This window comes from Pseudomonas indica NBRC 103045 (genome assembly GCF_002091635.1).
Taxonomy (GTDB): Bacteria; Pseudomonadota; Gammaproteobacteria; order Pseudomonadales; family Pseudomonadaceae; genus Pseudomonas_M; species Pseudomonas_M indica.
The window spans coordinates 230,980-243,269 of the sequence record NZ_BDAC01000008.1; the positions used below are offsets into that span (position 1 = coordinate 230,980).

Annotated in this window: 10 protein-coding genes; 4 read left to right on the plus strand and 6 right to left on the minus strand. The window is 62.7% G+C overall.

Annotated elements, in window-relative coordinates; all coding sequences use genetic code 11:
• Positions 1-13 precede the first annotated feature (13 nt).
• From potA to PIN01S_RS12145, 6 genes are all read right to left on the minus strand, one after another.
• The gene (gene potA / locus PIN01S_RS12120) at positions 14-1,171 is read right to left on the minus strand and encodes a polyamine ABC transporter ATP-binding protein (protein WP_084335928.1); all 1,158 of its coding nucleotides are present in this window, start codon (positions 1,169-1,171) and stop codon (positions 14-16) included.
• Between the two features lie 62 nt (positions 1,172-1,233).
• The gene (locus tag PIN01S_RS12125) at positions 1,234-2,262 is read right to left on the minus strand and encodes a polyamine ABC transporter substrate-binding protein (RefSeq protein ID WP_084335940.1); all 1,029 of its coding nucleotides are present in this window, start codon (positions 2,260-2,262) and stop codon (positions 1,234-1,236) included.
• A 186-nt stretch (positions 2,263-2,448) separates the two neighbouring features.
• Positions 2,449-3,546 (minus strand): polyamine ABC transporter substrate-binding protein, encoded by a 1,098-nt coding sequence (locus tag PIN01S_RS12130; RefSeq protein WP_084335929.1) that lies wholly within the window; start codon positions 3,544-3,546, stop codon positions 2,449-2,451.
• A gap of 188 nt (positions 3,547-3,734) precedes the next feature.
• On the minus strand, positions 3,735-5,102 hold the full coding sequence (locus PIN01S_RS12135) for an aspartate aminotransferase family protein (RefSeq protein ID WP_084335930.1): 1,368 nt from the start codon (positions 5,100-5,102) through the stop codon (positions 3,735-3,737).
• A gap of 58 nt (positions 5,103-5,160) precedes the next feature.
• Positions 5,161-6,519: a glutamine synthetase family protein gene (locus PIN01S_RS12140; protein ID WP_084335931.1), complete on the minus strand. Its 1,359-nt coding sequence runs from the start codon at positions 6,517-6,519 to the stop codon at positions 5,161-5,163.
• 40 nt (positions 6,520-6,559) lie between these two features.
• Positions 6,560-7,312 (minus strand): gamma-glutamyl-gamma-aminobutyrate hydrolase family protein, encoded by a 753-nt coding sequence (locus PIN01S_RS12145; protein ID WP_084335932.1) that lies wholly within the window; start codon positions 7,310-7,312, stop codon positions 6,560-6,562.
• Between the two features lie 276 nt (positions 7,313-7,588).
• Between PIN01S_RS12145 and PIN01S_RS12150 the strand changes: the two genes are divergently transcribed.
• From PIN01S_RS12150 to aguA, 4 genes are all read left to right on the plus strand, one after another.
• Entirely contained in the window at positions 7,589-8,965 is a 1,377-nt protein-coding gene (locus tag PIN01S_RS12150) for a glutamine synthetase family protein (protein WP_084335933.1), read from the plus strand.
• 117 nt (positions 8,966-9,082) lie between these two features.
• A complete protein-coding gene (locus tag PIN01S_RS12155) occupies positions 9,083-9,733 on the plus strand; it encodes a TetR/AcrR family transcriptional regulator (protein ID WP_084335934.1) in 651 nt (216 codons plus the stop codon).
• A 244-nt stretch (positions 9,734-9,977) separates the two neighbouring features.
• Complete coding sequence (aguB, locus tag PIN01S_RS12160) at positions 9,978-10,856, plus strand: N-carbamoylputrescine amidase (RefSeq protein WP_084335935.1); 879 nt, start codon at positions 9,978-9,980, stop codon at positions 10,854-10,856.
• Positions 10,857-10,945: 89 nt separating this feature from the next.
• Positions 10,946-12,052 (plus strand): agmatine deiminase, encoded by a 1,107-nt coding sequence (aguA, locus tag PIN01S_RS12165; RefSeq protein ID WP_084335936.1) that lies wholly within the window; start codon positions 10,946-10,948, stop codon positions 12,050-12,052.
• Positions 12,053-12,290: the final 238 nt, after the last annotated feature.

The window sequence follows — 12,290 nt, forward strand, 5'->3', positions numbered from 1 at the left end:
AGTTTGGACAGGCTCATGATTGCAGCACCACGCCGCTGTCGTCCTCCCAGTACACCACCACCGGATCATCCCAGGTCGGACGCTTGCCGCGCCGCTCGGCGTTGGCGATGAAGGCCTGGACGATCTGCCCGGACGAAAGCCTGATGTGATACACCGAGTGGCCACCCAGGTAGGCGATGTCATGCACGGTCCCGTTGCACCAGTTGTACTCGGGATGCTCGTGGTCCGCCGGCAGGGTGCTGGCCATCAGCAGCTTTTCCGGACGCAGGGCGTAGGTGATGTGGGTCTCTTCAGCCCGGGTGCTGATGCCGTGGCCGATGTAGATCGGCTTGTCCAGCTGCGGGCAGTTGATCACCGCGTGGTCGGCGTCGTCGGTGACGATCTCGCCCTCGAACAGGTTGACGTTGCCGATGAACTCGCAGACCAGGCGGCTGGCCGGGGTCTCGTAGATGTCCACCGGGCTGCCGGTCTGGGCAATCCAGCCCTGGTTCATGATGGCGATGCGCTGGGCCATGGTCATGGCTTCTTCCTGGTCGTGGGTCACCATCACGCAGGTCACGCCGACGCGCTCGATGATTTCCACCAGTTCGAGCTGCATCTGCGAACGCAGCTTCTTGTCCAGGGCGCCCATCGGCTCGTCGAGCAGCAGCAGCTTCGGCCGCTTGGCCAGCGAACGGGCCAGCGCCACGCGCTGGCGCTGGCCGCCGGAAAGCTGGTGCGGCTTGCGCCGGGCGTACTGGGTCATCTGCACCAGCTTGAGCATTTCCGCCACGCGCTCGGCGATCTCGGCCTTGGGCAGGCCATCCTGCTTGAGGCCGAAGGCGATGTTCTGCTCCACGCTCATGTGCGGAAACAGCGCGTAGGACTGGAACATCATGTTGATCGGCCGCTCGTAGGGCGGCATATCGGTGATGTCCTCGCCATCGAGCAGGATGCGCCCCTCGGTCGGTCGTTCGAAACCGGCGAGCATGCGCAGCAGGGTTGATTTACCGGAACCGGAACCGCCGAGCAGGGCGAAGATCTCGCCCTTGTTGATAGTCAGGGACACATCGTCCACAGCCACCGTCTCGTCGAACTTCTTGGTTACCCGGTCGATTTTGACCAGTACCTCTTTGGGCTGCTGATCGCCGGTCAGGGCTTTCTTGTAAGCACCGGAGGAGGCTATCGCCATTACCGCAACTCCCAACTTATCGAGGGCCCGGCCCCGGCGGCCGAACCTTTTTTGTTCATTACTTACTTACCGGACTTGATCTTGGTCCATGTCCGGGTCATGAGGCGCTGCACCTTCGCCGGCAATTCGGCCGAAACGTACAGCTTGTCCAGCACCGCCTGGGGCGGATAGACGGCTTCGTCGTTACGAACGTCCTGATCCATCAACTCGCCCGCCTTGGTATTGGGATTGGCGTAGCCCACGTAATCGCTGACCTTGGCGATCACCTCGGGCTCGAGCAGGTAGTTGATGAAGGCGTGGGCTTCCTTGGGGTTGGCCGCATCGGCCGGGATGGCCAGCATGTCGAACCAGAGGTTGGCACCCTCGCGCGGAATCACGTAGTCGATGACCACGCCCTTGCCGGCCTCTTCGGCCCGGGCCTTGGCCTGGAAGACGTCGCCGGAGTAGCCCGCGGCGATGCAGATGTTACCGTTCGCCAGGTCGGAGATGTACTTGGAAGAGTGGAAATAGGTCACATAGGGGCGGATGGCCATCAGCCGTTCTTCCGCCTTCTTGTAGTCCTCGGGGTTCTGGCTGTTGGGATCGAGCCCGAGGTAGTTCAGCATCGACGGGATCATCTCGTCGGCCGAATCGAGCAGCGCCACACCGCAAGCGGCCAGTTTCTTGATGTTCTCCGGCTCGTAGAGCACGGCCCAGGAGTCGATCCGCTCGACACCGAGCACCGCCTTGATCTTCTCGACGTTATAGCCGATGCCGTTGGTGCCCCAGAGGTAAGGCACCGCGTACTGGTTGCCGGGGTCGTTGACCTCGAGTTGCTTGAGCAGGGCGGAATCGAGGTTGCCCCAGTTGGGCAGCAGGCTCTTGTCCAGCTTCTGGAAGGCGCCGGCCTTGATCTGCTTGCCGAGGAAATGGTTGGACGGCACCACCACATCGTAGCCGGAGCGGCCCGCCAGCAGCTTGCCTTCGAGCGTCTCGTTGGAATCGAAGACGTCGTACACCGCCGTGATGCCGGTGGCCTTGTGGAAGTCGTCCAGGGTGGTCTCGCCGATATAGTCGGACCAGTTGTACACGTGCACCTTGGAATCGGCCATAGCACTGTTCAGCACGGCCAGGGTACCGGCGAGAATCAAGCTGTTACGGATGGATGTGTGCACGCGATCGTCCTCTTGTCGTGCCCCGCAGCCAGCCACACGGGCAGGGTGCCGTGTGTCGACTGCGAATGGATATCAGGTTCGGGTTGGACGGCCGGCGGCACCAGTCCACCGGCCGGCTCGCGGTCACTTGCCGGACTTGATCTTGGTCCAGCTGCGGGTCATGGTCCGCTGGGTCTTGGCGTCCAGATCCGGGAAGGTGTAGATCTTCTTCATCACGTCATCGCTCGGGTAGATGCCCGGGTCGGTGCGGATCGCTTCGTCCACCAGCGGAGTCGCTGCCGCGTTGCCGTTGGGGAACTGCACGAAGTTGGTGATCGAAGCCATGACCTCCGGCTTCATCAGGTAGTTGAGGAATACGTGGGCGTTGTCCACGTTCTTCGCATCGGCCGGGATGGCCAGCATGTCGAAGAAGCTGCCGGCGCCTTCCTTGGGAATGTTGTAGGAGATGTTCACGCCGTTCTTGGCTTCTTCGGCGCGGGACTTGGCCTGGTAGATGTCGCCCGAATAACCGATGGCCACGCAGATGTCGCCGTTGGCCAGGTCGGAGATGTACTTGGAGGAGTGGAAGTAGGTCACGCTCGGACGAATCTTCAGGAACAGCTCTTCGGCCTTCTTCAGCTCATCGGCCTTGGTGGTATCCGGCTTGTAGCCGAGGTAGTGCAGGGCGGCCGGGAGAATCTCGGTCGGCGAGTCGAGGAAGCTGACGCCGCAGCCCTTGAGCTTGGCGATGTTTTCCGGCTTGAACACCAGGTCCCAGGAATCCACCGGGGCATTGTCGCCCAGGGCGGCCTTGACCTTGTCGACGTTGTAGCCGATGCCGATGGTGCCCCACATATAGGGAATGGAGTACTGGTTGCCCGGATCGCTCGGGTCCAGCGCCTTCAGCAGGTCCTTGTTCAGGTTGCTCCAGTTCGGCAGCTTGGACTTGTCCAATTTCTGGAACACGCCGGCCTTGATCTGCTTGGCCAGGAAGGGGTTGGACGGCACCACCACGTCGTAGCCCGAACCGCCGGAGAGCAGCTTGGCTTCCAGCACTTCGTTGCTGTCGAAGACGTCGTAGACCACCTTGATACCGGTCTCTTTCTCGAAGTTCGCCAGGGTGTCCTCGGCGATGTAGTCGGACCAGTTGTAGACGTGCAGCACCTTGTCTTCCGCCTGCGCCGCACCCGCCAGAGCGCCCGCCAGGGACAGCGCGAGAAGAGTCTTGCCGAAGATTTTCATGCGTAACAGCTCCTGTTGTTGTTTAAGTGTCCGAGCGGTGGCTTGCCCAGAATCCGGGGGATTATTCCCAAACCTTCACTGGACGTCACCACACGGTGAGCCTGGCCAACGCACTGGCGCAGTCTGGCAAGGTCCGGGGCGCGTTTACAACTCTCCACGAGGTCGAGCCGGACACGCCCCTTCTTTCGTCACAACACCGCGGCGGCAGTGAGATCGAGGCACTTGCGCGCCTTGACGATCAACTCGTCGATCTCCGTTTTGCTGATCACCAGCGGCGGCGAAATGATCATGGTGTCACCCACCGCGCGCATGATCAGGCCGTTACGGAAACAGTGCTCGCGGCAGACCATGCCCACACCCTGTTCCGTGAAACGCTCACGCGTCTTCTTGTTCCGCACCAGTTCCAGCGCTCCCACCAAGCCTAGACCACGCGCTTCCCCTACCAGCGGGTGATCGGCCAGCTCCTGCCAGCGTTGCTGCAAATACGGTGCCGTTTCGTTTTTCACCCGCTCGACGATCTTCTCTTCCTTGAGGATGCGGATGTTTTCCAAGGCCACGGCGGCGGCCACCGGATGCCCGGAATAGGTGAAGCCATGGTAGAACTCGCCGCCCTCGTTAAGGGTTTCGACGATCTCGTCACGCACCACCACGCCGCCCATGGGGATGTAGCCGGAAGTCAGTCCCTTGGCGATCGGCATCAGGTCCGGCGCATTGCCGTAGTACTGGCTGCCGAACCACTCGCCGGTACGACCGAACCCGCAGATCACCTCATCGGCGATGAACAGGATGTCGTAGCGCGACAGGATTTCGCGGATCTTCGGCCAGTAGGTTTCCGGCGGAATGATCACACCACCGGCGCCCTGGATCGGCTCGGCGATGAAGGCAGCGACCTTGTCTTCGCCGACTTCGAGAATCTTGCGTTCGAGCTGCTCGGCCACCTTGATGCCGAACTCGTCCGGGCTCAGGTCACCGCCCTCGCCGTACCAGTACGGCTGGTCGATGTGCTCGATGCCGGGGATCGGCAGGTCGCCCTGGTTGTGCAGCGCCTTCATGCCGCCCAGGCTGACGCCGGCGACGGTGGAGCCGTGGTAGCCGTTCCAGCGGCCAATGATCACCTTCTTCTGCGGCTGGCCCTTGATTGCCCAGTAGTGGCGGACCATGCGCAGCACGGTGTCGTTGGACTCGGAGCCGGAGCCGGTGAAGAACACATGGTTCATGCCTTCCGGCGCGACCTCCGCGATCGCCTTGGCCAGCGCGATGGCCGGCGGGTGGGCGGTCTGGAAGAACAGGTTGTAGTAAGGCAGCTCGCGCATCTGCCGCGTGGCGGCTTCGACCAGCTCTTCGCGGCCGTAACCGACGTTGACGCACCACAAGCCGGCCATGCCATCGAGAATCTTGTTGCCCTCGCTGTCCCAGAGGTACACGCCGGAGGCACGGGTGATGATCCGCGCGCCCTTCTCGTTGAGCAGTTTGTAGTCGGTGAACGGCGGCAAATGATGGGCGCGGCTGAGCGCTTGCCATTCCTGGGTCTGGGCGTTCGTCGCCTGGCTATTCATATCGACACCTCTTCCTTCTTTATACGTGGCCGGCGACCTGCCGCCGGCCACGCTTCGGTCAGACGGAGAACAGCAGGAACTCGCGTTCCCAGGAGCTGATAACCCGTTTGAAGTTTTCATGCTCGGCCCGCTTCACCGCCACGTAGCCGGTGACGAATTTCGGGCTGAGGTATTTCTGCAACGTCTGGCAGTTCTCCATACGCTCCAACGCGGCTTCCAGGGTCAGCGGCAGGCGCAGGTTGCGCCGTTCGTAGCCGCGCCCCTTGACCTGCGCGCTCGGCTTGATGCCTTCCACCATGCCGATGTAACCGCACAGCAGGCTGGCAGCGATGGCCAGGTAGGGATTGGCGTCGGCGCCGGCCAGGCGGTTTTCCACGCGGCGGTTCTGCGGATTGGAGTCCGGCACGCGCAGGCCCACGGTACGGTTCTCCTCCCCCCATTCGACGTTCACCGGCGCCGAGGTATCCGGCAGGAAACGGCGGAACGAGTTGACGTTCGGGGCGAACAGCGGCAGCACCTCGGGGATGAACTTCTGCAAGCCACCCACGTGGTGCAGGAAGAGTTCGCTCATGGTGCCGTCTTCGTTGGAGAAGATGTTCTTGCCGGTCTTGACGTCGACCACGCTCTGGTGAAGGTGCATGGCACTGCCCGGCTCGTCGGTGATCGGCTTGGCCATGAAGGTCGCCGCCACGTTGTGCTTGAGCGCGGCCTCGCGCATGGTGCGCTTGAACACCAGAATCTGGTCGGCCAGCGACAATGGTTCGCCGTGACGGAAATTGATCTCCATCTGCGCCGGGCCTTCCTCGTGGATCAGCGTATCCAGATCCAGCTCCTGGGATTCGCACCAGTCGTACATGTCTTCGAACAACGGATCGAATTCGTTCGCCGCGTCGATGGAGAAGGACTGGCGGCCGGTTTCCGGACGGCCGGAGCGCCCCAGCGGTGCCTGCAACGGGAAGTCCGGGTCTTCGCAGCGCTTGGTCAGGTAGAACTCCATCTCCGGCGCGACGATCGGCTGCCAGCCCTTGTCGGAGTAGAGTTTCAGCACCTTCTTGAGAATGTTGCGCGGCGACAGCTCGATGGGGTTGCCCATCTTGTCGAAGGTGTCGTGGATCACCAGGGCAGTGGGTTCGATGGCCCAGGGCACGAGGAACACGGCGTTCTCGTCCGGACGGCAGAACATGTCGATGTCCGCCGGGTCGAGCAGTTCGTAATAGATGTCGTCCTCGACGTAATCGCCGGTCACGGTCTGCAGCAGGACGCTTTCCGGGAGGCGCATTCCTTTTTCGTCGAGGAACTTGTTGGTCGGCGAAATCTTGCCGCGGGCGATGCCGGTAAGATCGCTGATCAAACATTCAACTTCGGTGATTTTGCGTTCTTTCAGCCAGCTGGTGAGCTGGTCGAGCTTGGTAGTCATAAAGACCTCAGGGTTGAGAGACCGACGTTCCCGCGTCGGCTCAGCGTTGCCCCGCCCTCTCCCTGCAAGCCTCACCAAAGGCCTGGAAGAGGGCGAGATAATGAGGGTTGTCCCGCACTTGCCATTCTGGATGCCATTGCACCCCGAGGGCAAAGCTCTTGGCTCCCTCGATCGAGAAAGCCTCAATCAACCCGTCGGGCGCCAGGGCTTCGATGCGCAGGCCCGGCGCCAGACGTTCAACGCCCTGGCCATGTATCGAATTGACGTGAATTTCGCCGGGCAACCCGAGCCCGGCGAGAACCCCACCCGGCTGCACGTGCAGCGTATGGCTGGGGGCGTACTGGATCTCCAGCGATTCGCCTTCCGGCTCGCGGTGATCCATGAACGGGCCGACTTCATGCACCTTGTGGTGCAGGCTGCCGCCGAACGCCACGTTCATTTCCTGGAACCCGCGGCAGATGCCGAATATCGGCAGGCCGGCCTCCACCGCCGCACGGATCAGCGGCAAAGTGGTACGGTCGCGGGAGGGGTCGTGATGGGTGCCGGGCTCGCTCGCCGGCCCCTGGTAATGATGAGGCTCGACATTCGACGGCGAACCGGTGAAGAGCAAGCCGTCGAGGCTGGCCAGCAAGGTTGGCTGGTCGATCAGCTCGGCGAGGGCCGGAACGATCAGAGGCAATCCCCCGGCGGCCACGGCGACGGCACGAAGGTATTTGTCGCCGGCGATATGGTAAGGATGCAAACCGATCTGCTTGGTGCAGGCGGTCACGCCGATCAACGGCAGGCGAGGCATGGGTCACCCGTCTTATAGCTGTTATGGGTTGCGACCGAGCTTAGCCTTGTTCATTTTTTTACACAATAGGGCTGTAAAAAATTGAACACGCCTCACTGAGCACCGCGCCGGCAGCGGTCGCAAGCCGCTTCAGAATGCCCTGGAACGCCCCAAAATTGGCCATGCAGACCTTTTTTAGGGCAGAATGGGGCGCTCTTGACAGTATCAGGCGTTTAAGATTGACTCAGCCTAGAGCGCTCGAATGATTGATATTTTTAACAATAAAGGTGTTGCATCATGTCGGTACCCCCGCGTGCCGTTCAGCTTAACGAAGCGAACGCGTTCCTTAAGGAACATCCTGAGGTCCAGTTCGTCGACCTTCTTATTGCAGATATGAATGGAGTGGTGCGCGGCAAGCGCATCGAACGCAACAGCCTCCATAAAGTCTACGAGAAAGGCATCAACCTCCCCGCCTCGCTCTTCGCCCTGGATATCAACGGTGCGACGGTGGAAAGCACCGGCCTGGGCCTGGATATCGGCGACGCCGACCGTATCTGCTTCCCCATCCCCAATACCCTGAGCAAGGAACCCTGGCAGAAGCGCCCGACCGCGCAACTGCTGATGACCATGCACGAGCTGGACGGCACGCCTTTCTTCGCCGACCCACGGGAAGTATTGCGCCAGGTGGTCGCGAAGTTCGACGAACTGGGCCTGACCATCTGCGCCGCCTTCGAACTCGAGTTCTACCTGATCGACCAAGAAAACGTGAACGGCCGTCCGCAGCCGCCGCGCTCACCGATCTCCGGCAAGCGCCCTCAGTCGACCCAGGTGTACCTGATCGACGACCTCGACGAATACGTCGATTGCCTGCAGGACATCCTCGAAGGCGCCAAGGACCAGGGCATCCCGGCCGACGCCATCGTCAAGGAAAGCGCGCCGGCGCAGTTCGAAGTCAACCTCCATCACGTTGCCGACCCGATCAAGGCCTGCGACTACGCGGTGCTGCTCAAACGGCTGATCAAGAACATCGCCTACGACCATGAGATGGACTCCACCTTCATGGCCAAGCCCTACCCGGGCCAGGCGGGCAACGGTCTGCACGTGCACATCTCGATTCTCGACAAGGACGGCAAGAACATCTTCGCCGCCGATGATCCCCAGCAGAACGCCGCGTTGCGCCACGCGGTCGGCGGTGTGCTGGAGACCATGCCCGCTTCGATGGCTTTCCTCTGCCCGAACGTCAACTCCTATCGCCGTTTCGGTGCGCAGTTCTACGTGCCCAACGCGCCGAGCTGGGGGCTGGACAACCGCACCGTGGCCCTGCGCGTGCCCACCGGCAGCCCAGACGCGGTACGCATCGAACACCGCGTCGCCGGTGCCGATGCCAACCCATACCTGCTGATGGCGGCAGTGCTCGCCGGCGTCCACCACGGCCTGACCAACCGGATCGAGCCGGGCGAGCCGATCGAGGGCAACTCCTACGAACAGGTCGAGCAGAGCCTGCCGAACAACCTGCGCGATGCCCTGCGCGAGCTGGACGACAGCGAGATCATGGCGCGCTACATCAGCCCGGACTACATCGACATCTTCGTCGCCTGCAAGGAAAGCGAGCTGGAAGAGTTCGAGCACTCGATCTCCGACCTCGAGTACAACTGGTACCTGCATACCGTGTGACGCACTCGACGCCGGCTACTTGCCGGCGTCGTCCTTTATCCCACCCCGATTTCCCGCATCTTGCGAGCCGGCCACCGGCTGACGTCCAATAGCGCCTCCCAGGAAAGGAGACAGCCAATGACGCGCCCCGCCACCGCCCGTAAACCGCGAGCCAGCAGCCAGGCGAGGATCGCCGGCATACTCGCCGCCGCACGGGAATTGCTGGCCGAAGCGGGCGTCGGCGGTCTGTCGATCTACAGCGTGGCGGAACGCGCGGAGATGCCGCCGTCCTCGGTCTATCACTTCTTCGCCAGCGTGCCGGCCCTGCTCGAAGCCCTGACCGCCGACGTCCACGCCGCTTTCCGCGCCTGCCTGCAAGAACCCATCGACCATGCCAGCCTGCACGACTGGCGCGACCTGTCGCACATCGTCGAGGAGCGCATGCTGGCGATCTACGCCGCGGATGCCGCGGCCCGCCAGCTCATCCTCGCCCAGCACGGACTGACCGAGGTCACCCAGGCCGACCGCCAGCACGACCTGGAGCTGGGCCGCCTGATGCACATCCTGTTCGACCGGCACTTCCCGTTGCCGCCCTTGCCCGAGGAAGTGGATGTCTTCGCCCTGGCCATGGAGCTGGGCGACCGCGTCTATGCCCGCTCGGTACAACTGCACGGCACCATCACGCCGCGCATGGCCGAGGAAGGCATGCGCGTGTTCGATGCCTACCTCGCGCTCTACCTGCCACCCCATCTGCCAAAACGGGCGCAGCCCATCGTCTCCGTGGAATAAACAGATTTTTATCCGCATTTATCCCCCAATCTCTTGTCAAAGCGATTGTACGCCGCATCACTGAATTTCAAACGAAACGCCATGCGGACCGAGACAGGGAGATTTTCCGCATGCCCTCTTCAAAAACCGATTTTTATCGGATATAAATCCGCAATCGCCGAACCGCCCACCTTGGCCGGCTGATTGTCACCGGGCCTCTGCTAAGGTCAGTAGACCCGGCTTCCGTCTCACTCATGAGGTGCCTATGTCCCGTATCGTTACCGTCGCCGCCACACAAATGGCCTGCTCCTGGGATCGCGACGCGAATATCGCCAATGCCGAGAAACTGGTTCGCCAGGCCGCTGCCAAGGGTGCGCAGATCATCCTGATCCAGGAACTGTTCGAAACCCCCTACTTCTGCCAGAAGCCGAACGCCGAGTACCTGCAACTGGCCACCCCGGTGGAAGACAACCCGGCCATCAAGCATTTTCAGAAGGTCGCCGCCGAACTCAAGGTGGTGCTGCCGATCAGCTTCTTTGAACTGGCGGGCCGCGCGCGCTTCAACAGCATCGCCATCATCGACGCCGACGGCAAAATGCTCGGCGTGTACCGCAAGAGCCACATCCCGGATGGCCCCGGCTACCACGAGAAGTACTACTTCAACCCCGGCGATACCGGCTTCAAGGTCTGGCAGACCCGCTACGCCAAGATCGGCGTGGCCATCTGCTGGGACCAGTGGTTCCCGGAGACCGCTCGCAGCATGGCGCTGCTCGGTGCCGAGCTGTTCTTCTACCCGACCGCCATCGGCAGTGAGCCGCATGACCCGACCATCACCTCGCGCGACCATTGGCAACGCGTGCAGCAGGGCCACGCCGGCGCCAACCTGATCCCGCTGATCGCCAGCAACCGCATCGGCCGCGAAGACCAGGGCGACTACCACATCGACTTCTACGGCTCGTCGTTCATCGCCGACCAGTTCGGCGCCAAGGTGGAAGAGCTGAACGAGACCGAAGAAGGCGTGCTGGTGCACAGCTTCGACCTGGACAAGCTGGAAGGCATCCGCAGCGCCTGGGGCGTGTTCCGTGACCGCCGGCCGAACCTGTACGGCCCGATCAAGACCCTGGACGGCTCCCTGGAGTCCTGAGAAACCGAGCACCCGCTCGCTAACGACCGCGAGCGGGGTCGCGCCTGCAAGCCCGGCGCAATGAACGACAGCCCGCAAGGTTCGATGAGATGACAACCCTGACCAGTACCCCCCGCGCCGACGGTTACCGCATGCCCGCCGAATGGGAACCCCACAGTCAGACCTGGATGGTCTGGCCGGAGCGCCCGGACAACTGGCGGCTCGGCGGCAAGCCGGCACAGGCAGCCTTCACCGCGGTGGCCAAGGCCATCGCCCGTTTCGAGCCGGTCACCGTCTGCGTGTCCGCCGCGCAGTACGAAAACGCCCGGGCCCGCCTCGATCACCCCAACATCCGCGTAGTGGAGATCACCACCGACGACGCCTGGGTGCGTGATACCGGCCCCACCTTCGTCATCGACGACAACGGCGGCGTGCGCGGCGTGGACTGGACCTTCAATGCCTGGGGCGGCTTCGACGGCGGCCTCTACTGGCCCTGGCAGCGCGACGACCAAGTGGCGAACAAGATTCTCGAGATCGAACGCTGCGACCGCTACCGCACCGAGGGCTTCGTGCTCGAGGGCGGCTCCATCCACGTGGACGGCGAAGGCACGCTGATCACCACCGAGGAATGCCTGCTCAACCGCAACCGCAATCCGCACCTGTCCCGCGAGCAGATCGAGGACATGCTGCGCGAGCACCTGGCCATCGAGACGGTGATCTGGCTGCCGGACGGCCTCTACAACGACGAGACCGACGGCCATGTGGACAACTTCTGCTGCTATGTGCGCCCGGGCGAAGTGCTGCTGGCCTGGACCGACGACCCGCAGAACCCCAACTACCCGCGCTGCCAGGCGGCCATGCGCGTGCTGGAACAGGCCCGCGACGCCAAGGGCCGCGCCCTGACCGTACACAAGATGCCGATTCCCGGCCCGCTCTACGCCAGCGAAGACGAGTGCGCCGGCGTCGACCTCGCGGCCGGCAGCCAGGAGCGCAGCCCGAAGGTCCGGTTGGCCGGTTCCTACGTGAACTTCCTGATCGTCAACGGCGGCATCGTTGCGCCGCGCTTCGACGAGCCGGAAGACGCCGAGGCCGAAGCCCTCCTCAAACGGCTGTTCCCGCAGCACGAGGTGGTCATGGTGCCGGGCCGGGAAATCCTCCTGGGCGGCGGCAACATCCACTGCATCACCCAACAGCAGCCGGCGCCGCAACGGCGCTGAGCGCCTTCCAGCACGATCTATCCCTCCCTCTCCCCCAGCCCCTCTCCCGTAAACGGGAGAGGGGAGATTCGTGCTGCCCGGCGTAACGAAGTCATCCTGACGCTTTGGCATTGCCAGAGAGATTGCAGAAGAGGTGGGACCAACTCCGACGCCCCGTCAGGAGGCCGAGCGGAATCGTCGTGTAGGGGGACGAGCGGCATGGATGCCGCGAGAGGCGCGATTGGCCAGGGATGGCCCT

Bases quoted from the DNA above. Each gene is read 5' to 3' on its own strand.
- PIN01S_RS12145 (WP_084335932.1), bottom strand. From the start codon at position 7,312: ATGCCTCGCCTGCCGTTGATCGGCGTGACCGCCTGCACCAAGCAGATC.
- aguB (WP_084335935.1), top strand. From the start codon at position 9,978: ATGTCCCGTATCGTTACCGTCGCCGCCACACAAATGGCCTGCTCCTGG.
- PIN01S_RS12135 (WP_084335930.1), bottom strand. From the start codon at position 5,102: ATGAATAGCCAGGCGACGAACGCCCAGACCCAGGAATGGCAAGCGCTC.
- PIN01S_RS12130 (WP_084335929.1), bottom strand. From the start codon at position 3,546: ATGAAAATCTTCGGCAAGACTCTTCTCGCGCTGTCCCTGGCGGGCGCT.
- aguA (WP_084335936.1), top strand. From the start codon at position 10,946: ATGACAACCCTGACCAGTACCCCCCGCGCCGACGGTTACCGCATGCCC.
- PIN01S_RS12125 (WP_084335940.1), bottom strand. From the start codon at position 2,262: ATGGCCGATTCCAAGGTGCACGTGTACAACTGGTCCGACTATATCGGC.
- PIN01S_RS12140 (WP_084335931.1), bottom strand. From the start codon at position 6,519: ATGACTACCAAGCTCGACCAGCTCACCAGCTGGCTGAAAGAACGCAAA.
- PIN01S_RS12150 (WP_084335933.1), top strand. From the start codon at position 7,589: ATGTCGGTACCCCCGCGTGCCGTTCAGCTTAACGAAGCGAACGCGTTC.
- PIN01S_RS12155 (WP_084335934.1), top strand. From the start codon at position 9,083: ATGACGCGCCCCGCCACCGCCCGTAAACCGCGAGCCAGCAGCCAGGCG.
- potA (WP_084335928.1), bottom strand. From the start codon at position 1,171: ATGGCGATAGCCTCCTCCGGTGCTTACAAGAAAGCCCTGACCGGCGAT.